The sequence below is a fragment of the Mucilaginibacter sp. UYNi724 genome (assembly GCF_054057495.1).
The window spans coordinates 218,245-239,518 of the sequence record NZ_JBSRZI010000002.1 but is presented as its reverse complement, the minus strand read 5'-3'; the positions used below and the strand labels follow the sequence as shown (position 1 = coordinate 239,518).

The window sequence follows — 21,274 nt, the reverse complement described above, 5'->3', positions numbered from 1 at the left end:
CTCTATCCTGACTCTTGACTTTATAAAAAATGCAGTTACTCGACGGAAAATACGTATCAGAAAAACTTAAAGGTGAAATTGCCGAAGAAGCGGCAAAAATTTTAGAGCGCACGGGCCGTAAGCCACATTTGGTTGCCGTTTTGGTAGGCCATGATGGCGGCAGCGAAACTTACGTTGCCAGCAAGATGAAGAACTGCGAAAAGGTAGGCTTCAAATCTACCCTGGTACGTTATGAAGATAACGTTAGCGAGGATGAACTGCTTGCAAAAGTAGCGGAGTTAAATGCTGATGCGGATATCGATGGTATCATTGTACAACTCCCGCTCCCAAAACATATTGACCCTGAAAAAGTAACCGAGTGCATCGACCCTAAGAAAGATGTGGATGGTTTCCACCCCGTTAATTTGGGCCGTATGCAGCGTAACCTGCCTTCGTTTATCCCTGCTACCCCCTACGGTATCACCCTGATGCTAAAAGAGTATGGCGTGGAAACCGCGGGTAAACATTGCGTGGTTGTTGGCCGCAGTAACATTGTGGGTTCGCCAATGAGTATCCTGATGGCGCGTAATACTACTCCGGGTAACTGTACCGTAACCATTTGCCACAGCCGCACGCCAGATATTAAGAAATTTACGCTTGATGCTGATATCCTGATTGTTGCCATCGGTAAAAAGAATTTTATTACTGCCGATATGGTGAAGGATGGCGTTGTAGTTATCGACGTTGGTATGAACCGGGAAACATCAACCATAACTAAATCTGGCTATAAGCTTTATGGCGATGTTGATTTTGGACGTGTATCCCCAAAAGCTTCATGGATAACCCCCGTACCGGGTGGCGTAGGTTTGATGACCATCATTGGTCTACTAAAAAACACTTTGGCTTCGGCTAATAAAGAAGTTTATTCGTAGTTTTTAGTGAGTAGTTTATTAGGTTAATTGGTAAGAAGCTTTACTTACTGTTAAACACCTTGTCCCAAAAATTTTCGATCCCTACATATAACTCTCCCGCTCTGATTTCAATGGCATAGCTATCTATGTAATCGTTTTGGCCCGGGTTGCCTTTGCCAGTTTTCAGATCATAATTATACCTATGGAACGGGCAAATCAATTTGCCATCCTTACACCAGCCGCCACTTAATTCGGCACCGGCATGCGGGCAGGTTGCGCCAAGTGCATACAGTTCGTTTTCGTACCCGATGATGAGGATATCCTTACCACTCGCTTTTGCTTTTTTAATGAATGGAAGGCCATTTAGTTCGATGCCGGGAATTGAGTACCACTTCATTGGTATGTTTAGAAATCTATTCGCAAGTTCATTAAGGCTGGGTTTTTGATCACCTCGTCCATACTGGTAATTAAGGTTACCTGTCTCCTGTCGGCAGATAGGATCGCTTTTGAGTTATCTATCTTTTTTACAGGCTTGGCAAAACGTAACACCATTTTGTAAGGCATATCTATCAGTATTGCCTTAGCCATTGCCAATCGAGAACCCGCCCCTTTCAGGAAATTATTAAATTTGGTTTTGTTAATAATGCGGGAGAATTTATGGTCGGTTATTTCATAAGTGTAATAATCCTGCCCTCCTAATAAAAGTTCACTTTTGTATTCGCTTTTGTTATCCTTTAGATCACCTGGTTGCAAAACCACTTTTTTATTAGGGTCTGCAAATGCTGCCTGTTGCGGCACTTTTACCGAAAATGCCGAAACGTGGTGCAGGTAATAAATCAATTCTGCCGGGGTTTTGGCAAGGTAATCCAGGTTTACCTTCATCTTATTTTTGGTAAGGTCCATATCAATATGGAGCGAGCTATTCTTAGCCGTTTTGATATCATCGGCACTCATTTTACGCACAATGCTATCTGGCAGGGTGCTAAAGTAGTTTAGGGAGGTGTCTTTTGCCAGGCTAAACTGCGGCGTTGCCCTCACCGAATCCGAAATTAAAACGTTTAAAACCGAGAGCGCTCTGCTCATATTAAAACCATAGGCAACGGTGCAGGAGCCGTCGGGATTAAAATTATAGCGCTCCTGAATGTCAACGCATGAGGTAAGGCAAAAGAAGGTGAAAAATACAACGGGTAAGTATATTTTCTTCATACGTTAGAATTTAGGTAATATTAGTTAATTTACTTGAAAGCCAAAAAATTAATATGGTTGAAACGCAAAGGGTAAAGGCGTAAGCGTGAAAAATCAAACAATGTTACTGCATCCTTATTATCTGTTTAATATCACAATCCAAGCCTTTTGCCTCACACCTTTTACCTTTAACCTCAAAAAGATTACCTTTGCGCCTTATTATGGCACACCAGGTTCCGGAAGATGGCACATTGCTTCCTTTAATGGAAGAGTTTTATACGATACAGGGAGAGGGATACAATACCGGCAAAGCAGCCTATTTTATCCGCCTTGGCGGCTGTGATGTGGGCTGCCATTGGTGCGATGTTAAAGAAAGCTGGGATGCCGAACTACACCCGCTTACCCACTCTGACACCATCATAAATAATGCAACTAAATTCCCGTCTAAAGCGGTAGTAGTAACAGGTGGAGAGCCGCTGATCTACAACCTGGATTATCTTACCCAAAATCTGCAGCAAAAAGGTATCAAAACGTTTATAGAAACATCCGGCGCTTACCCCCTTTCGGGTAACTGGGACTGGATATGCCTGTCGCCAAAGAAGTTTAAAGCACCCACGCAAGTAGTTGCCGATGCGGCGCATGAATTAAAGGTCATCATCTTTAATAAATCGGATTTTGCTTTCGCAGAACACAATGCGAAGCTTGTTGGCCCAAACTGCAAATTGTATTTACAGCCCGAGTGGTCTAGACACACCGAGATGACCCCTCGTATTGTGGAATATGTAATGGCAAATCCGCAGTGGGAAATATCTTTACAAACCCACAAATACTTAAATATCCCTTAATATTGTAACTTAGTGTATTGATTATCGTATCAGTACCCAATGTGCAAAACCTATCTTCTGTTAATTTTATTGGTGATGTTATCTGTAAGCGTATCTGCCCAGCAAAGGCCGTATTCTACTACGGATAAAGAGGCTATTAAATACTTCGCTTTAGCTAACCAAAGCATTGATGAGCATTTGTATGATGAGGCTATCACCCAGCTTGAACAAGCCATTAAGGCCGACCCTAAATTTGTAGAAGCGCATGCCCAATTAGGCGATGTGTTGCGGATGCGCCGCATTTATAAGCCGGCAATTGCCCAGTTCCTGAAAGTTATCGAGTTAGACCCTGAGTACAACCGATCTATATATTTAAAAATTGGCGAGGTAGAAATTACCAGCGCCATGTATGAGCCGGCCCAGCACCATTTAGAAAAATACCTTACCTACCCTAATATTACCGCACAAAACCAGGCGTATGCGCAGAAATTAGTTGCCGATTGCAAGTTCAGCATCCAGTCGTTAACCCGCCCTGTTGCGTTTGTGCCGATAAATATGGGTGCCGAAATCAATACCGCTGCCGACGAATATTTGCCCGTTGCTACCGCGGATGAGGGTACGTTGATATTTACCCGTAAGATAGATAATAACGAAGATTTTTATAAAAGTATTAAGTTAAATAATAACTGGCAAAATGCCGAATACCTGAGCGACGTGATAAATACGCCTATGTATAATGAAGGCGCGCAATCTATCTCTCAGGATGGTAAGTACCTATTTTTTACCGGCTGTAACCGCCCCGATGGTTTAGGCAGGTGCGACATCTACATTTCGCAAAAAAAAGGCGACGATTGGGCTAAACCATTCAGCTTGGGCAACCCCGTTAATACCTCAGGTTGGGAGGCCCAACCTTCTATTAGTGCCGATGGCCGCACGTTATACTTTGTGAGCAACCGCAAAGGAGGGTACGGTGGTTACGATATCTGGAAATCGACCCTGAGCGATAAAGGCTGGGGCGTACCCGAAAATATGGGCCCCGAGATCAATACACCTTATGATGAGCAATCACCATTTATTCACCCCGACGATAGTACCTTTTACTTCTGCAGCAACGGCTGGCCGGGTATGGGCAATAAGGACCTTTTTGTAAGCCGCTTAGGTAAGGATGGCAAATGGGGCAAGCCCGATAACCTGGGTTATCCTATTAACTCCAGCGGGGATGAAAACGGACTTACGCTTACCGCCAATGGCTCCTACGCTTTCTTTTCGTCGAACAACTTAAAGGGTTTTGGCGGTTATGACATATATACCTTCGAGTTGCCGCTTAGCCTGCGCCCTAACATTGTTACGTATGTAAAAGGTACTGTTGCTGATAAAAACACCAAAGCGCCGTTAGAGGCGGCCATTGAGATCATCGACCTGCAGAAAAACACTCCTGTTTTTCAGGATTATAGTTCGGCAGAGGGTGGAGCGTTTTTGGCGACGTTGGGCGCTGGTAAAAACTACGGTTTAAATATTTCGAGAGAAGGTTACCTATTTTACTCTGATAATTTCTCATTAATAGGTTTAAAGGATAAAAAAGCCTTTAATATCTCGGTGCTCCTCTCTCCTATTGAAGTGGGCAACAAAGTGATCTTGAAAAACATCTTCTTCGACACCAACAAATTTGAGCTTAAGGCCGAATCAAAAGCCGAGTTGCAAAAACTGGTAGAGTTTTTACAGCTAAACAAAACGGTGAAGATTGAAATTGCAGGTTACACCGATAATGTTGGTAACGAGCAAGCTAACGTAACGCTGTCAGAGAAACGCGCCAATTCGGTTTATCAATACCTATCAGCAAACGGCATTGTAGCAACCCGCCTGGTTTATAAAGGCTACGGTGAAGCACAACCCATAGCACCAAATACAACAGAAGATAACCGCGCGTTAAACAGAAGGACGGAATTTATGATCATATCTAAATAAGCTGAAAGTAAAAAGTCCAAAGCTTTAAGCGGATTATCTGCCTAAAACCTTGGACTTTTAACTTTATGCTTCAACCTAATTTCCTATTTCCGACATAAATTTGATGCGCATAAGCTGCACTTCTTCGCGAGTGTAATCGTCAGAACCAAGTTCTGCCAGGGCATCGTCGATAGAATCTATTTCGGCGGTTTTAAAATAGTCGTACACTTCTTCCTGCTTATCCTCATCAATCATCTCATCGATGTAATAGTTAAGGTTAAGCTTAGTGCCCGAGTTTACGATGGTTTCCACCTCTTTCAGGATTTCCTCGTAAGTCAAACCTTTTGAGGCGGCAATATCATCCAAATTTAAATGGCGGTCGATATTCTGGATAATGAAAACTTTAAGTGCCGATTTATTGGCGGCACTTTTTATCACCATATCAATTGGGCGGTCAATATCGTTATCCTCTACGTATTTTTTGATCAGGTCTACAAACGGGGCACCAAACTTTAGTGCCTTGCCCGCCCCTACGCCCGAGATCTGTTTAAGCTCTTCGGTGTTTATTGGATAGTGCGTGCACATCTCCTCTAACGACGGATCCTGGAAGATAACGAACGGAGGCAAACCTTTTTGCTTGGCCAGCTTTTTACGCAGGTCCTTAAGCATCTGCAATAACGCAGTATCTAATGCGCCGCCACCTTGTTTAGGCCCATCCTCGGCCTCATCTTCATCTGTCGGGCCCATTTCCTGGTTTAACAGGAAGCGGATACTGTACGGGTTATCGATGAACGCGTTACCGGTTTTGGTAAGATGCAGCAGACCGTATTGATCAATATCTTTCGACAGGAAGTTGTTCAGTAAAGCCTGGCGCATCAGCGAGTTCCAAAGGTTCTCGCCCTGCTCTATGCCCGAGCCAAAGTAATCCAGTTTATCGTGCTCGTAGTTTTTAACCTGCGCGTCGTCTTTACCCATCAAAATATTGATGATGTGGCAATCGTCGAATTTCTCGCCAATTTGTTTGATAAGGCTTAAGGCCCTGTGCAGGTGCTCCTCGCCATCAAAATGCACCTTAGGGCCGCAGCAGTTGTCGCACATATTATTACAACCCGCTTCGTTAAAGTTCTCGCCAAAGTAATGCAGTAGCTGCTTACGGCGGCATACCGATGATTCGGCATAATCTATAACTTCTTTCAGGATCTGTGTACCAATCTCGCGCTCAGCAACGGGCTTATCCTTCATAAACTTCTGCAGTTTATCAATATCCTTGCCCGAGTAGAATGCCACGCAAACACCCTCGCCGCCATCACGGCCTGCCCTACCGGTTTCCTGGTAGTAGCCTTCCATACTCTTAGGCATATCGTGGTGTATCACATACCTTACATCCGGTTTATCGATCCCCATCCCGAAGGCGATTGTAGCCACAATAACGTCAACATCTTCCATAAGGAATTTGTCCTGCGTATCGGCACGTATTTTTGGGTCTAAACCGGCGTGGTATGGTAATGCTTTTACGCCGTTAAGGCTCAGCGCTTCGGCCACTTCCTCCACCTTTTTACGGCTAAGACAATAGATAATGCCCGATTTGCCCTGGTTTTGCTTAACAAACTTTACGATCTCTTTTATAGCGTTACGCTTCGCCCTAACCTCGTAAAAAAGGTTATTACGGTTAAATGATGATTTGTAAACCGTGGCGTTATTCATTTGCAGGTTCTTTTGAATATCCTGCTGTACTTTTGGTGTTGCCGTAGCGGTAAGGGCGATAATTGGGATATTGTCGCCAATATTGCTGATCACCTGGCGGATCTTGCGGTATTCCGGGCGGAAATCATGCCCCCACTCCGAGATACAGTGCGCCTCATCAACGGCCACAAATGATACCTGGTTAAGCCTTAAAAAGTCAACGTTCTCTTGCTTGGTCAATGATTCGGGTGCCACGTAAAGCAGCTTTGTTTTGCCACTCAGTACATCGTCTTTAACCCTTAAAATATCTGCCTTGGTAAGAGATGAATTTAAAAAATGTGCTATACTGTCCGAGCCTCCGAAGGCCCTTAGCTGATCTACCTGGTTTTTCATTAGCGCGATAAGCGGGGATATCACAATCGCAGTGCCCTCGCTCATGAGTGCCGGCAATTGATAACACATGGATTTGCCACCACCGGTAGGCATTATCACAAAGGTATCGTTACCCGCTAAAATATTAGTGATGATCGCTTCTTGCTCCCCTTTGAAGTTATCAAACCCGAAAAAATTTTGCAGGTTATCAAAAAGCGACTTCTTAGTCTCTATCATTATTTACTTGTACTTTTGGAAATTATGGTTCAAAATAACAAAAATTTATAAATAAACGGTTGGTTTCATTAAAAATTTTATACTAAAATGATTATTTGATTAAAAACAATTTGTTTATTTATCGCTTTTAAAATTGGTAAAATGCGGATAGAAATATTTTAGTTTTACACTTTAATAAATTTACAAATTAATGCACATATTTAGCACGGATTTGCCAAATTAAAATCTACAACACACACAATGAATAAAAATTACTACGCCATTATTATGGCAGGCGGAATTGGCAGTCGTTTTTGGCCAATCAGCAGAACATCGCACCCAAAACAGTTCATAGATATTTTGGGCACCGGCAAAACGCTTATCCAAAATACTTATGATCGCTTCCTTAAAGTTTGCCCTCCCGAAAATATATACGTTGTAACAAACGAAAATTATACAGGCCTTGTTAAAGAACAATTACCGGAAATGGCAGATCAGCAGATACTGACCGAACCCGTTATGCGTAACACCGCCCCTTGCGTGGCCTACGGTTGTTTTAAAATTGAAAGCATGAACCCTGATGCCGCTATTGTGGTGGCACCATCAGATCACCTGATACTGGACGAAGCTGCTTTTGTGGCCACCATTGAAAAATCTTTAAAAACCGCTACAGAAAATAATTGCCTTATAACGCTGGGTATTAAACCATCAAGGCCTGATACGGGTTATGGTTACATCCAATACACCGATCAAACCCTTAACGACGATTTCCATAAGGTAAAAACATTTACAGAGAAACCAACTGTTGAGATCGCTAAAACATTTATTCAAAGCGGCGATTTCCTCTGGAACGCCGGTATTTTTGTATGGTCGGCAAAAGCTATTGTAGCGTCCTTTGATAGCCACTTGCCCGAGATGCATGAGATTTTCGCTGAAGCCCGTTCGGTTTACAATACCGACGAGGAAAAAGCATTTGTACATAAGGTTTACCAGCGTTGTATCAATATTTCTATTGATTATGGCATCATGGAAAAGGCATCAAATGTTTACGTACTACCGTCAGAATTTGGCTGGAGCGACCTGGGTACCTGGGCATCCATCTACCAGCTTGCCGATAAGGATTACGTAGGTAACGCGGTTATACCGTCAGAAAAGGTAATTATGTACGATAGCAGCAATTGTATGGTGAATGTACCCGGCGATAAACTGGTAATATTACAAGGCCTGCATGATTACATCGTGGTAGAATCAAACAACTCCCTCCTGATCTGCCCACGCGACCAGGAGCAAAATATCAAACAAGTTGTTGCTGATGTGAAAAGCAAGTTTGGGACGAAATATATTTAGGGAAGAGAGCAAGACTGTTAGATTCAAGAGAAAAGAACATAAGATTCAAGTGAAAAAAGTAAATAAATAAGGAAGCCCGACTATCATTTAGTCGGGCTTCCTTATTTGTTATAGTCTCGTCTTGATTCTATTTAAGCGCTTCGCGTTGCCTAATCGCCTCATAAAGTATCACCCCTGTTGATACCGATACGTTAAGCGATTCTATTTCGCCGAACATGGGAATCTTGGCAAGATGGTCGCTAATGCGGATGATCTCGTTACGGATGCCGTCTTCTTCGGAGCCCATAATGATGGCCGTTGGCGCGGTATAATCCGGTGTATAGATATAGTCGTTGGTTTTTTCAGTACAGCAAACCAACTGTAAGCCCGATTCCTGGAGGAATTTAACGGTCTGCATAAAATTATCATGGCGGCAAACCGGGATCTTGTACAATGCACCTGCCGATGTCTTGATGGCATCGGGGTTTATCTGTGCCGAGCCTTTGCCCGGGATAACGATGGCATGCACACCCGCGCATTCTGCTGTACGGGCAATAGCGCCCATGTTGCGTACATCGGTAATGCTATCCAATACCAAAATCAGAGGCACTTCGCCCCTTTCAAAAACTTCCGGGATAATGTTCTCTATCTTTTGGTAGATGATGGGCGAAATGAAAGCAATGGCACCCTGATGGTTTTTCATGGTGATGCGGTTCAGCTTTTCTACCGGTACCTGCTGCGCGGTTAGTTGATATTCGTTCAGTACATCTTTAAGTTCGTTTAGTAAGCCGCCGCCAAGGCCGCGCTGTATATATAACGATTCGATTTCTTTACCTGCCAATATCGCTTCAATCACTGCTCTTATACCAAAAACCATCTGATTGCCTTCGCGTGGCGGAGGTTTAGAATTATATGCCATTTTAATAAAATTATTTTAACCAAAAGTAGCGATATTAACTCATTTTATGGTTATCTAAGTTGAAGGGGCGATTGAAGTGTTAACAATACTTAACAAGCGGCTACATTTATCAACACCTGTGTAAATGAGATACTTACAACGATATTAACACGTTATACACATGCGATGTTAATTACTACCGTTGAAATTTATAGCACTGGTAATGTTTTCGTTATGTTGATAACTCTGTTGTTAATCATTTAAAAAACAGCTAAGACCATATTTTATATATTTTTGTTCGTCATGAATTTTGAGAACGATTCCCCTAATTATAAACAGAACACCGACCGAAGAAGCAGGATCACCAATCCGCAGCCTTTTGCCGGCAATGGCAAGCTGCAGCCGCAAGCGTTAGACCTTGAAGAGGCTGTGCTTGGCGCCCTCATGCTTGAAAAAGACGCCCTTTCATCCGTTATAGATGTATTAAAACCCGAGGTTTTTTACGAAGTTAAACATCAGAAAATATTTAACGCCATTGCGGTACTGTTCGAGAAAACATCACCGGTAGATATCCTTACGGTTACCGCGCAGTTACGCCAGCAAGGCGAACTGGAAATGATTGGCGGGGCCTACTATATTACCGAGTTAACCAATCGTGTAGCATCTGCTGCCAACATTGAGTACCACTCGCGTATCATTATCCAAAAATACATTCAGCGCGAGCTGATCCGCATCTCAACAGATGTGATAAACTCAGCCTATGAGGATACCAGTGATGTACTGGAAATGCTTGACAAGGCCGAGAAAAACCTTTTTGAGATAGCCCAGAACAACCTTCGCCGCGATTCGCGCAAAATGGACGACCTGGTGCACGAGGCATTAAAAGATATCGAGGCCCTAAAAGATAAAAAAGACGGTTTAACGGGTGTTCCATCCGGCTTTACCGATCTTGACCGTATGACCTCGGGCTGGCAAAAATCCGACCTGGTTATTATAGCTGCCCGCCCCGCAATGGGTAAAACAGCCTTTGTGCTGAGCTGTGCACGTAATGCCGCGGTTGATTTTGACAAACCGGTAGTCGTGTTCTCGCTGGAAATGTCGTCGGTACAATTGGTTAATCGTTTGATATCCGGTGAAACCGAAATAGAGCAGGAGAAGATCCGTAAGGGTACTTTGGAAGAATGGGAATGGCAGCAGATCCACTCTAAAATTGGCCGTTTAGAAGCTGCCCCGCTTATCATCGATGATACCCCGTCGTTAAATATTTTTGAGTTCCGCGCTAAGTGCCGCCGTTTAAAATCTCAGCACGATATTCAACTCATTATCATTGACTACTTGCAGCTGATGCAAGGTAAGGCCGAAGGTAAAGGTGGTGGCGGTAACCGCGAGCAGGAAATTGGTAGTATCTCGCGTGCGCTTAAAACCGTTGCTAAAGAATTGAATGTACCGGTAATAGCACTATCGCAGTTAAGCCGTGCGGTAGAGAACAGGCCCGGTGGTTCTAAAAGGCCAATGCTATCAGATTTACGTGAGTCGGGTTCTATCGAGCAGGATGCGGATATGGTACTGTTCCTTTACCGCCCTGAGTACTACGGACTGGATGTGGATGAGGATAACAACCCCACCCAGGGCGTTGGTGAGATCATTATCGCCAAGCACCGTAACGGTGAAACGGGTAAAGTAAGATTGAAATTCGTTGGCAAGTATGTAAAATTTACAGATCTTGATCAGGGTATGGACAGCTTCCCGGTACCTGCCAATAACGCATTCGCGGGTATAAATCCTTCACAAGATTTCGACAGCAAACCAAGCAACTTCATTATCCGCCCGTCACGTATGGATGATATGGAGGATGAACCGCCGTTTTAAGAAAGTGTAGAAGGATAAAGATATAAGAATCAAGAGCCAAGACTCGGAAAAATAAGAAGCCCGTTTAATTGATAAACGGGCTTCTTAATGCTATCTTGATTCTTATATCTTGATTATTTATACTCAATAATCATCATCATCTTCTTCAAATCCCTTTGCCGATCTGTAAACAGATTGCAATTCGCTAAAGGCGTGCATATCTCGTTTGGCTTTGGTTATCTCCATGCCTTTCTCGTAGTTGGTTATGGCATCATCTTTACGGTTAAGGGCTTCGTATAATTTGCCGAGGTGATAGTAAGTGCCGGTATAACCGGGGTGGTTGTTCACCAGGTCTTCGTAATAGCTAAGTGCCTTCTCCGTATCGCTAAGTCGCAGGTATTCAGTAGCCAGCGCGTATTTTAAAAATTCATCTTCGGGTTCGTTCTGTATAAACGCCAATAGCTTATCTAATCTGCTTGTATCCATTTTAAACTCTCTCTTTTTTAACTTAAATTTGCAGTGTCCTAATTACAAATACCTGTAAAAATATAAACCAATTATAATGAGCAAAATACTGGTATGTATCAGCAATGTTCCGGATACCACTACAAAAATAACCTTTACTGATAATAACACCCAATTTAATACGAATGGTGTTCAGTTCATTTTAAACCCTTACGATGAAATTGCCCTTGCGCGCGCTATTGAACTAACCGATGGCGGCAAAGGCAGCGTAACTGTTATCAACATTGGCGAAGCTAATACCGAGCCTACCATCCGCAAGGCATTAGCCATTGGCGCTACTGATGCGGTACGGATAAACGCGAAAGCACATGATGCCTTTTATGTTGCATACCAAGTAGCTGAATACGTGAAGAAAAATCCATTTGACCTGATATTGACAGGCCGCGAGTCTATCGACTACAATGGTTCTAAAGTTGCCGGTATGCTGGGCGAAATGCTCGACCTGCCATCGGTATCCATCATAAAAAAACTTGACGCCACCGATAGCGAAGCAACAGTTGAACGTGAAATTGAAGGCGGTAAAGAAGTGTTGACCATCCCGTTCCCGTTTGTAGCCGGTTGTGCCGAAGGAGTCGCCGAGCCTAAAATACCCAATATGCGTGGTATTATGGGTGCCCGTAGCAAACCACTAACAGTAGTAGAGCCTGTTGAAGTGAAAACTTTATCAGAGATCATCAGTTATGAAACCCCTGCCCCACGCGGTCAGGTAAATTTGGTTTCGGCAGATGACACCGCCAAACTGGTAGACTTGTTACATACCGAAGCAAGGGTTATATAATTAAAGGTTTAAACATTAACATTCCACTATGTCAGTTTTAATATACGCGGAAAACGCGGCGGGCAAATTCAAAAAATCAACTTTTGAAGCTGTATCATACGCCAAAGCAATTGCCGCCCAAAATAACACTAACCTTATTGCCATTTCTATTGGTGATGTTGCTAACGACGAATTAGCCGCCTTAGGCAAATACGGAGCCGAAAAGGTATTGAAGGTGAGCAACGATAAGTTAAAGAATTTCGTCAACCAGGCTTACGCATCAGTAATTGCCGAGGCTGCCAAAGCCAATGGTGCCGATATTGTGGTGCTGTCAAACTCGTTCAGCGGACGTGGCCTTGCCCCTCGTTTGGGTGTAAAGCTGCAAGCGGGCGTTGCCGATGGTGCCGTTGCCCTGCCGGAATTGAAAGATGGAAAATTCACAGTAAAGAAAACAGCCTTCTCAGGTAAAGCATTTGCCGTTGTGGAGTTGACATCGACCAATAAAGTTATCGCCCTTACACCAAACGCTTACAAAGTGGTTGACGGTGGCGTTGCTGCCCCTGTTGAAGACTTTAATGTGGAAGCCAATGCATCCGACTTTAAAGAGATGATTAAGGACATTGTACGCTCTACAGATAAGGTATCATTACCCGATGCGGAGATCGTTGTATCAGCAGGCCGTGGTATGAAAGGGCCCGAGAACTGGGGGATGATAGAAGAGCTTGCCGATTTGTTGGGCGCGGCTACTGCCTGTTCGAAACCAGTATCAGACTCGGGTTGGAGGCCACATAGCGAACATGTTGGGCAAACGGGCATAGCTGTCAGTCCAAATTTGTATATTGCGATAGGCATTTCGGGCGCTATTCAGCACCTTGCCGGGGTTAGTTCTTCAAAAGTTATTGTGGTGATAAACAAAGATGCCGAAGCGCCGTTTTTTAAGGTAGCTGATTACGGTATAGTTGGCGACGCGTTTGAAGTATTGCCAAAATTAATTGCTGCTGTTAAAGAGTATAAAGCATCAGCCTAAAAAATAAGATAAGATATCGCTGTGATGGGTAACGACATGAAAAAGATTAAACTGGATATTGTAGGCCTTTCCTACAGCCAAACCCAGTCGGGCGCATACGCATTGGTATTGGGCGAAATTAGCGGCCGCCGCAGGTTGCCTATCATTATAGGTAGTTTTGAGGCGCAGGCCATAGCCATAGAGATAGAAAAGATGACGCCAAGTCGCCCCCTAACCCATGATTTATTCAAGAGTTTGGGCCAGGCATTTAACATTACTGTGCAGGAGATTATTATTTATAACCTGGTAGATGGGATCTTCTACTCCAAACTTATATGTTTCGACGGTAAAAAAACGGTAGAAATAGATGCGCGTACATCCGATGCCATTGCTGTATCGGTAAGGTTTGAGTGCCCTATTTATACTTACGAGTTTATACTATCTACAGCCGGCATCGTTATAGAAGGAAATGATTTTGTTTACCTGGAAAATATCAGCGAAACCCCGGAAGAAAAAACAAATTCATCAGCTACCGGCACTTACACAACATTGAGTGAGGATGAGCTTAAAACGATGTTGCAACAGGCACTATCCGAAGAGGCTTACGAAAAAGCAGCCAAAATACGGGACGAGCTCACCAAGAGGAAATCGTCATAAAACTAAAAAGGAGGATATCTAACCGATATTCTCCTTTTCTTTTAAATGGTAATTTTCTTATTAGAATGCGAAACCAATGTTTACTGACGATGCACTGTTTCTTAATGCCGGGCCTGTGTTATTTTTTACCATATCGGTAATCCCGCCGGCGCCGTTAAGTTCAATAAAGAATCTGGAAGTATTTGTAACTGGGAATTTTACACCGATGCCTAAATCTAAACCCACGTCGGTACTATTAAAATAATCTTTAAAGTCTGTGCCGCCGGCACTTTCTTTAGCGTTTAGTAAAACGCCAACATATGGGCCAAAGTTTAAATACCAATTTTTGGTGCGGCCAAAATGCCAGTTTGCCATAATAGGAACAGTTACATAATCAACCTGATAATTTGTGGTAAAACTACCCGACGGGCTACTTATATAACCACTGTTCCAGCCTTTTTGGTCATAAAGGGCTTTTGTTTTAATGCTCCAGCTGTTTGAGAAGTAATGATCCATTACGATGCCAGCGTTAAAACCACTGCGGTAATCGGTATTGGTATATCCACTTGCTGTAACCGTTGTGGCGTTGTAACCTACCTGGATACCGAATTGATTTGTACCTTTTGTTTGAGAAAATGATGCTGTAGAAATTACACATACAGCAATAAGGGTCGTAAAAAATTTATTCATGAATTAAGATTTGGTTGCGCGAAGATAAGCATTTAGATGAAAATACGGCCTCAAATTCGCTTAAAAACCACCTTTCCCATATCGCTTTATTTCACTATTTTCAGCCTTTGCTTTTTTAACTATTAACTGTTTAAACCTGTGCTGTATGAATATTAAGTTTCGCTTAATAGTGATGAATTTTATGCAATTTTTTATATGGGGAGCCTGGCTTATCACGATAGGCAGGTATTGGTTCTCGAATAATTTAGGCAGCAACATACAATTCGGAGCTATTTTTTCCACTATGGGTATCGCTTCAATTTTTTCTCCGACAATAGCAGGAATTATATCAGACAAATATATTAATGCCGAGAAGCTGTACGGGTTACTACATATTTTTGGGGCAATTACTTTGTTTATAATTGCTCATGTAACAAATCCAGTAACATTTTTTTGGGCTATGCTCTTAAACATGTTCTTTTACATGCCGACACTTTCCCTATCCATAGCTGTTTCGTATTCTGCCCTTAAAAAATCAGGAGAAGACATAGTAAAAGTATTCCCTCCTATCAGAACTTGGGGGACTGTAGGATTTATAGCGGCACTATGGACAATTAATCTTACTCATAATGGAGCTTCTGCCAATCAATTTTACATTGCTTCTTTTGTTGCACTGTCATTGGGTGTGTATGCTTTTACACTACCAAAATGCCCCCCTATGGCGGCTAAAATTGAAAAAAAATCTTGGGTAGAATTATTCGGATTTGACGCATTTAAACTTTTTAAAAGCCCACGTTTCGCGATATTCTTTGCATTTTCAATGCTTTTAGGTGCGGCCTTACAGCTTACAAATGCCTATGGCGATACCTTCCTCGGCGATTTTGCTAAAAACCCTGGCTACAAAGACACAATTGCGGTAACTCATTCTGAAATCATTATGTCGATTTCGCAATTTTCGGAAACGCTTTTTATCCTTGCCATACCGTTCTTCCTGCGCAAATTTGGGATCAAGTATGTGATGCTGTTCAGTATGATAGCATGGGTACTAAGGTTCGGCCTTTTCGCCTTTGGTAACCCGGCCGATGGCTTATGGATGATCATCTTGTCTTGCATAGTTTACGGTATGGCGTTCGATTTCTTTAACATCTCGGGATCGTTGTTTGTAGAAACCCAGGCAGCACCAGAGATCCGCGGAAGCGCGCAAGGTTTATTTATGATGATGGTAAATGGCTTTGGTGCATTTTTTGGCAGTAATATAAGCGGTTGGTTAATAGATAAGTACTTTATTTTACCTAATGGTGAAAAAGACTGGCACGGCATCTGGCTAAGTTTTGCAGGCTACGCTTTGGTAATTGCCATCATGTTCCCGTTTGTGTTTAGATACAAACATAATGCTGCACTTAAACACGCTATAGAACACGCCTAAAAGCAACCTAAACCAATGAAAAAACACTACCGTAAAGAGAACGACTGCCTCAATTGCGGGACCATCTTAGAGGGCAATTTTTGTCATAAGTGCGGGCAGGAAAACCTGCAGATGAAGGAAAGCTTTGGCCACATGCTAAACCATGCCGTGAGCGATTACTTTCATTTTGATTATCAGTTTTTTCATACCATGCGGCCTTTATTCTTGAAGCCCGGGCTGTTGACTAACGAATACCTCGCCGGGCGCCGGGCGCAATACCTGCACCCGATTAAAATGTACATATTTATCAGTTTGGTGTTTTTTGTTTTGTTTTTTCAAGGGAACAAACAGGAGAAAGAAACTATAAAAGCTAATAAACAAACCGAACAAAAAAGCGCCGATAAAGCCCAAACAGCCATTGATAAGGGCATCAGCAATAATAAAAACCTCACAGCTAAGCAGAAAGATCAACTTTCGAAAGCTATTAAAGCCTATGTGCCAGATACGCTCGCTAAAGAAATAGATGCCGATCTTGAAAAAGATTCTGTTAAACTGAAAGTACGTAACGACGATGAAGATGGCGGGTTTCCTTTTTTTCGAGATGATGGGTTATCCAAATTTGTTACCTATAATGATTATTTAGTTTCCCAGGCAAAGTTCCCTGCTGCCGACCGCGATAATATGCTGAAGCGGTATATGATAAAGAAAAATTACGACTGGAAAGTCAAAGGAAAAAACGCGAAAGAAATTTTGTGGGAAGGCTTTAAGCACAATGTGCCCAAAATGATGTTTTTACTGCTGCCTTTATTCGCGCTGATATTAAAGTTAGCATTCTGGACAAATCATAAACTTTACGTGGAACACATTATTTATGCCATACACCTGCATTGTTACCTGTTCTCGTTTCTGGCTTTCACAATAATTTTAAAACTGCTATTACCCGATAGTTGGGAAACCATTATAAACCTGTTGAATACAGCTACAACACTAATTATTATTTGGTACATATATCGCTCGTTACGGGTGGTTTATAACCGCAGCCGCTGGCGCACCATCAGCAAAATGATAGGTGTATCGTTTATGTATTCAATGGTATTTGGATTGTCGGCAACTATTGTCCTTTTAATAACAGCTATAACGTCGGTATAAAACAAGTCGACTATTTAACGGTTAAATCTTTTTGTAAGGCCTCAATAGCGTTTGCAAGGTATGCTATAGGTGCGTTCCAGTTAATGGCAATTTCGTTTGTTGCGTAAGCTCTGTCGTCGTCAATATAAGCTTCATCAGGTACTATTGAAAATAATTTAATCCCATCCTGTATTCCAGGGTTCGCACCTCCTGATAATAAGCCGGGCACCGGATCGATCACATTATCGGCAACCGACGGCCTGTGGTGCGGGTGCATTGGGCTTTTGGCACCATAACCGGTTATGTAGGAATAACCCGCAGCGTTCCTGCCTAAAATATAGTCAAGGTTAGCCAAAGCATAATTTAAATACTTTTTATTGCGCGTTAACTGGTACGCCTTTATCAGTAATACCCCTTGGTTCGCGGCATCGCTATTGCTGCCCCATTGAAACTTGGCAGGGCCTTTGGTCATTACCGTTTGGTAGGCGTTGCCATCGGCGTCTTCAACCATGGAATCCGCAAAACTTATAAGTAACTCTGTCATTTTTGCTAATGCCGGATAATTAGCAGTATTTAAACCCGCATGCTGTGCCAGGGTATAAACACCTAATAATTTTACCTGCGCCCATGATGCCGGGATACTGATCTTACTATTTTGTTCAATTTTCAAGTTGTTGTAATATTCATCTTTACCGGTTGTTGCTAATAACTCGGATGCAGCCCAAAACCATTCATCATCAAAATGCCTGTCGCCATAAGCGCCGGTTGTAATTTGGGGTGTAAAATGCTTGTTAAGCTCATCTTGATTGTAAACTACGGACGGATTTTTTATAGCCCAACGCCATGCATATTCCGCGGCTTTCAGGCACGAATCGGATAAGCCTGGCACCTGGTCTGGATAATTCTTATAAACCCTTGATGCCTGCGCCATCACCGCGGCAAAATCAAGCGTGGCGGCTGTGCCTTTTTGCACCACGTAGCGGGTAGTGGTTGCATGGTCGGGCATTATCATTTTGTCGAAATTGGCATTGGTTAGTTTATGATAAACTCCACCATCTTGGGGGTCTTGCATGGTAAGCATCCAGCGCAAATTCCAAAGCACCTCGTCTAATACATCAGGCAATTGGTTGTTACTTTCGGGTATATTTAGTTTTACAGTCTTCATGTAGGTCGGCAAGTCCTCATAAAGCGAAAGTAAAGTGGCCGTACTGATGCCACTGTTAACAATGTACTTGTTGTAATCGCCTGCATCGTACCACCCGCGAGAGCTGGATATTATTGTTCCGGCCGGGCGGTTTTCGCTTATAGCCGATGGATGTATAAGCACCTTATCGTCCGGATGTCCCTCGGCCCTTTTCCACTTTCCTGCGTATTTCTCTTCTAAAGCGATAGAAGCCCGCTGGTAATAAAATGCTTTAATGGTAGCATCAGCAACGTTTCTATAAATAACCGGCTTAATTTCAAATGTGTAAGAACTACCTACGCCGGGGATATTAAGCGTATAGCGGCCAGGTTGGTTAAACAGGCCGAAATTGGCTACGTACGTGTACTTGCCTGAAAAAGCCGGCTGTACAGATTGCTTTAAGTTGCCGTTAAAAACAGTTTTACCTTTACTGTTTTGGATATAAAACTTACCCGGCTTTCCATTGGTGACAATAGCTATCTTAGGCGCACCCGGATAAAAGCCAATCTGGTTTAACCTGATGTTTACAGTTTGCGCGGATGCTATGAATTGTAACGAGCAAAACGCTGTTAGTAACGTTGTTTTTAGGTATCTATTGGCCATTGGTTATCATTTTGTTGTGCTAAATATAAGTTTAGTGATACCAAATACCTAATAATGTTTAAAGCAATATAAAACAAAGAGGCCTGTGCAGATTTTGCACAGGCCTCTCGTAATAATTTTTGTCGCTTATAAAAACGCGTAACCTAAGCTCAGGTTAAATAAGCTTACACGTGTTTTAACGCTTGTTGATCCGTCTACGTATTCTTGTTTAGTTAAACCCGCCTCGTAACGAAGATCGATAGAAATTTTTCTGATATCTACACCGGCACCAACAGTTGCGGCAAAATTTGCGTCTTTGTAACGAAGGTTTACGGCATTACCTGCAGCAGACCCAAATGAGTTACCATCCCTGTTTATTGCAAAAGACATAAGCGGGCCTGCGTAAAACCTACCACCAAAACCAAATGCTCCAATTTTGGTCCCCAATAATAACGGTACGTCTATACTGGTAAATTTTGCATTACTCGAAGCACCGTTACTTGAATTGATATTTACATTTTTACTGGTTACATATAATTCCGGTTGGAAATTAAAACCTAATGCACCAAACCGCGCCCAGATACCGCCAAGGTAACCCGCACGGTTGCTTGCACCAAATGTACTTCCTGAATTTGATAAGCTTGATAAATTTACACCGCCTTTAACACCAAATTGCACGCTTGGTAAAACCTGTGCTTGTGTTGCGGTTGCTACGGCTATAAATAAGCCTAAAGTAAGTATGATTTTTTTCATGGTTTATGATTTTAGTTTTAACGCATTGATATAGCATTTGTTTTAAAGACAAATATCCGGCCCGCATAATTGCGAGGGCCGGATATATAATTCTGATATAACATCACAACTTATATGGATAACTTGCCCTGGTAATAATCTAATATTTTGTTGTAAATAAAGCAATCGTAACGTGCGTTTATCAGGTTTAGATTTGCCCTGTCCAGGTAGTTCTTGGCCAGTACAAATTCTACTGAGTTAAGTACCCCTGCGTTAAAACGGATCTCAGCAATTCTGAAAGATTCGGCATAAGCCTTAACCTGGTCTTGTAGTGCTTTGTAACGTTCAAGGGCATTGCTCATATTTAAATATGCCTGCTCTACATTTTGGCGAAGCTGGATCTTGGTGTTCTCTTCAACGTACTTGTATGACTGCAAATCGATTTTGGCAAGCGTAACTTTATTACGGTTTTGGAAATAGTTCAGGATCGGGATCCGTACGCTTACGCCAAAGTTGTTATTAAAGTTGGTTTTTAACTGGTTGCCATAAGGTATTGTAGCACTACTCCCATCGTTTAAGGTAGTAGCGCTTGAATAATTTGTGTTTAAACCGGCAAATAACGACACCGTTGGCGATAAAGCACCTCTTGCTGCCGACACCCCTTTCTCGGCACTTTGCCTGCGCAATACTGCTGCTTTTACATAAGCCAACTGGTTTAATGCTGTCTGGTAAACGTCCTCTGAAGTGCCGGTTTGCTGAAGTATATCTGAGTTAGTTATTTTTTCGAATACGATATCAGGCCTGTATGGAATATTTAAGATCTGTAGCAAATTAAGTTTTGATGTTTGCAGGGTAGCTTTTTGGTTTACGTAGCTTACCTGGTTATCTGCATAGGTGCCTTTAAGATCGGTAAAGTCGTTAGGTTGTTTGTTGGCACCCTGGTTTTCTAAGATCTGTAACCGGTCCAATTGCTTCTTTGAAACTTGTACCTGGTTTTGCACCTGTGATAAGGCTTCGGTATTGTTAAGCACTTGTAAGTAAGCGGTGATGGTATTGATAGTCACCAGATCCTTTGCCTGTTGCAGGTCCATTTCACCGGCTTTGTAGGCAAGTGAAGTTTGTTTGATGCGGTTAAGGTTTTGCAAGCCGTTAAACAAAGTCAGATCGGCATTGGCGTTGTAACTGGCAAATTTTGTTGATGCGTTTACATAACTATAATCTACAAGATTAACACTACGCCCATTATTTATACCATGGTCTACCTGTGCATTTACGGATGGCAAAAGATTCTCTTTTGCCTGGTTTTTATCAACCCTGGCAGATAGTAATGTCAGCTCACTTTTACGTACATCAAGATTGTGTTTCAGGGCAATATCAATACATTGCCTTAAAGTAAGTACACTATCAACCGCCTGGCTGTGTGCCAATACCGGTACAAGCATTAAGCTAAAAAGTAAAAATTTAA

General features: G+C 42.5%; 19 protein-coding genes. 10 read left to right on the top strand and 9 right to left on the bottom strand.

Features of this window, described 5'->3' with window-relative positions; all coding sequences use genetic code 11:
* Window positions 1–29 precede the first annotated feature (29 nt).
* Window positions 30–911, top strand: coding sequence for a bifunctional 5,10-methylenetetrahydrofolate dehydrogenase/5,10-methenyltetrahydrofolate cyclohydrolase (locus ACVW0P_RS03850; protein WP_457130912.1), 882 nt, complete (start codon window positions 30–32; stop codon window positions 909–911).
* Window positions 912–951: 40 nt separating this feature from the next.
* Here ACVW0P_RS03850 and ACVW0P_RS03845 read toward each other — a convergent pair whose 3' ends face one another.
* Complete coding sequence (locus tag ACVW0P_RS03845; RefSeq protein ID WP_457130911.1) at window positions 952–1,287, bottom strand: Rieske (2Fe-2S) protein; 336 nt, start codon at window positions 1,285–1,287, stop codon at window positions 952–954.
* Window positions 1,288–1,295: 8 nt separating this feature from the next.
* Window positions 1,296–2,096: a hypothetical protein gene (locus ACVW0P_RS03840; RefSeq protein WP_457130910.1), complete on the bottom strand. Its 801-nt coding sequence runs from the start codon at window positions 2,094–2,096 to the stop codon at window positions 1,296–1,298.
* 200 nt (window positions 2,097–2,296) lie between these two features.
* Here ACVW0P_RS03840 and ACVW0P_RS03835 point away from each other — a divergent pair, with 200 nt between their 5' ends.
* Window positions 2,297–2,920, top strand: coding sequence for a 7-carboxy-7-deazaguanine synthase QueE (locus ACVW0P_RS03835; protein WP_457130909.1), 624 nt, complete (start codon window positions 2,297–2,299; stop codon window positions 2,918–2,920).
* Window positions 2,921–2,995: 75 nt separating this feature from the next.
* Window positions 2,996–4,864, top strand: a complete 1,869-nt coding sequence (locus ACVW0P_RS03830) for an OmpA family protein (protein WP_457130908.1) — start codon at window positions 2,996–2,998, stop codon at window positions 4,862–4,864.
* A gap of 75 nt (window positions 4,865–4,939) precedes the next feature.
* Here ACVW0P_RS03830 and recQ read toward each other — a convergent pair whose 3' ends face one another.
* Window positions 4,940–7,132, bottom strand: a complete 2,193-nt coding sequence (recQ, locus tag ACVW0P_RS03825; RefSeq protein WP_457131146.1) for a DNA helicase RecQ — start codon at window positions 7,130–7,132, stop codon at window positions 4,940–4,942.
* A 243-nt stretch (window positions 7,133–7,375) separates the two neighbouring features.
* Here recQ and ACVW0P_RS03820 point away from each other — a divergent pair, with 243 nt between their 5' ends.
* Window positions 7,376–8,461: a mannose-1-phosphate guanylyltransferase gene (locus ACVW0P_RS03820; RefSeq protein ID WP_457130907.1), complete on the top strand. Its 1,086-nt coding sequence runs from the start codon at window positions 7,376–7,378 to the stop codon at window positions 8,459–8,461.
* 127 nt (window positions 8,462–8,588) lie between these two features.
* On the opposite strand, the gene rlmB is transcribed toward ACVW0P_RS03820, so the two are convergent.
* Entirely contained in the window at window positions 8,589–9,359 is a 771-nt protein-coding gene (rlmB, locus tag ACVW0P_RS03815; protein WP_457130906.1) for a 23S rRNA (guanosine(2251)-2'-O)-methyltransferase RlmB, read from the bottom strand.
* Between the two features lie 282 nt (window positions 9,360–9,641).
* On the opposite strand from rlmB, the gene dnaB reads away from it, so the two are divergent.
* Window positions 9,642–11,207 (top strand): replicative DNA helicase, encoded by a 1,566-nt coding sequence (gene dnaB, locus ACVW0P_RS03810; RefSeq protein ID WP_457130905.1) that lies wholly within the window; start codon window positions 9,642–9,644, stop codon window positions 11,205–11,207.
* Between the two features lie 123 nt (window positions 11,208–11,330).
* Here dnaB and ACVW0P_RS03805 read toward each other — a convergent pair whose 3' ends face one another.
* Entirely contained in the window at window positions 11,331–11,672 is a 342-nt protein-coding gene (locus ACVW0P_RS03805; protein WP_457130904.1) for a tetratricopeptide repeat protein, read from the bottom strand.
* 76 nt (window positions 11,673–11,748) lie between these two features.
* On the opposite strand from ACVW0P_RS03805, the gene ACVW0P_RS03800 reads away from it, so the two are divergent.
* From ACVW0P_RS03800 to ACVW0P_RS03790, 3 genes are read left to right on the top strand one after another with little or no spacing between them, the layout of a single operon-like run.
* Entirely contained in the window at window positions 11,749–12,489 is a 741-nt protein-coding gene (locus ACVW0P_RS03800) for an electron transfer flavoprotein subunit beta/FixA family protein (protein WP_457130903.1), read from the top strand.
* A 28-nt stretch (window positions 12,490–12,517) separates the two neighbouring features.
* Window positions 12,518–13,495 (top strand): electron transfer flavoprotein subunit alpha/FixB family protein, encoded by a 978-nt coding sequence (locus ACVW0P_RS03795; protein ID WP_457130902.1) that lies wholly within the window; start codon window positions 12,518–12,520, stop codon window positions 13,493–13,495.
* 36 nt (window positions 13,496–13,531) lie between these two features.
* Window positions 13,532–14,131, top strand: coding sequence for a bifunctional nuclease domain-containing protein (locus tag ACVW0P_RS03790; RefSeq protein ID WP_457130901.1), 600 nt, complete (start codon window positions 13,532–13,534; stop codon window positions 14,129–14,131).
* 60 nt (window positions 14,132–14,191) lie between these two features.
* On the opposite strand, the gene ACVW0P_RS03785 is transcribed toward ACVW0P_RS03790, so the two are convergent.
* Complete coding sequence (locus tag ACVW0P_RS03785; protein ID WP_457130900.1) at window positions 14,192–14,800, bottom strand: porin family protein; 609 nt, start codon at window positions 14,798–14,800, stop codon at window positions 14,192–14,194.
* A gap of 145 nt (window positions 14,801–14,945) precedes the next feature.
* Here ACVW0P_RS03785 and ACVW0P_RS03780 point away from each other — a divergent pair, with 145 nt between their 5' ends.
* Complete coding sequence (locus ACVW0P_RS03780) at window positions 14,946–16,205, top strand: nucleoside permease (RefSeq protein WP_457130899.1); 1,260 nt, start codon at window positions 14,946–14,948, stop codon at window positions 16,203–16,205.
* A gap of 15 nt (window positions 16,206–16,220) precedes the next feature.
* A complete protein-coding gene (locus ACVW0P_RS03775; protein WP_457130898.1) occupies window positions 16,221–17,333 on the top strand; it encodes a DUF3667 domain-containing protein in 1,113 nt (370 codons plus the stop codon).
* Window positions 17,334–17,343: 10 nt separating this feature from the next.
* On the opposite strand, the gene ACVW0P_RS03770 is transcribed toward ACVW0P_RS03775, so the two are convergent.
* The 3 genes from ACVW0P_RS03770 to ACVW0P_RS03760 form a co-directional block, all read right to left on the bottom strand.
* Window positions 17,344–19,098: a glycoside hydrolase family 9 protein gene (locus ACVW0P_RS03770; protein ID WP_457130897.1), complete on the bottom strand. Its 1,755-nt coding sequence runs from the start codon at window positions 19,096–19,098 to the stop codon at window positions 17,344–17,346.
* 126 nt (window positions 19,099–19,224) lie between these two features.
* Complete coding sequence (locus tag ACVW0P_RS03765; protein WP_457130896.1) at window positions 19,225–19,830, bottom strand: outer membrane beta-barrel protein; 606 nt, start codon at window positions 19,828–19,830, stop codon at window positions 19,225–19,227.
* A 110-nt stretch (window positions 19,831–19,940) separates the two neighbouring features.
* A complete protein-coding gene (locus ACVW0P_RS03760) occupies window positions 19,941–21,251 on the bottom strand; it encodes a TolC family protein (protein ID WP_457130895.1) in 1,311 nt (436 codons plus the stop codon).
* Between the last annotated feature and the right edge of the window lie 23 nt (window positions 21,252–21,274).